This window comes from Clostridium sp. ATCC 25772, assembly GCF_001573875.1.
GTDB classification, from domain to species: Bacteria; Bacillota; Clostridia; order Clostridiales; family Clostridiaceae; genus Clostridium_J; species Clostridium_J senegalense.
On the sequence record NZ_LFRG01000175.1, the window covers coordinates 1 to 596 of the forward strand.

The 596-nt window shown below is 24.7% G+C and carries 1 protein-coding gene; it reads right to left on the minus strand.

Annotated elements, in window-relative coordinates; all coding sequences use genetic code 11:
* Window positions 1-124: 124 nt before the first annotated feature.
* Window positions 125-596, minus strand: a 472-nt coding sequence (locus tag AZI32_RS17435) for a transporter associated domain-containing protein (protein WP_157450984.1), incomplete at its 5' end; no start/stop codon positions are given.

Here is a 596-nt window from a genome sequence, read left to right on the forward strand (position 1 = left end):
ATTTGCAAAACACTTATTAACTAATAACTTTAGTTTAAGTGCTGTATAATATAAAAAAATGAGTAAACCCTTAAATATAGGGATTTACTCATTTTTGTTTAAATTTCAAGTGTATAAAAACTCATTATGATATTTGCGCACATCTGTTTTTTATACTTACTCTTATATCTTCAATTCTTCTTTTATTTACATTCTCAATTAAAAATGTAAAATTGTCTAATTCAATTTCTCGACCTTCTTCTGGAAAATCACCTAACAATGTAAGTATATATCCATTTAAAGTGTCATAGTCACCTTGCTCTATATCTATATCAAATTTATTGTTAAATTCACTTATTGTCAAATATCCTTTTACAATAAAATTACTAGCATCAATTTGTGTTATAGTAGATTTAGTTTTATCGTATTCATCCTCAATATCTCCCATAATTTCTTCAATTAAATCTTCCATAGTTACTAGACCTTCTATTCCACCATATTCATCAATTAATAATGCTAAGTGGACTTTTTTATCCTTTAGAAGTTTAAATAATTCATTTGTTCTAATAGACTTTGAAACAAAATATGGGTCATGAAGCATTGTTTTTAAATTTATA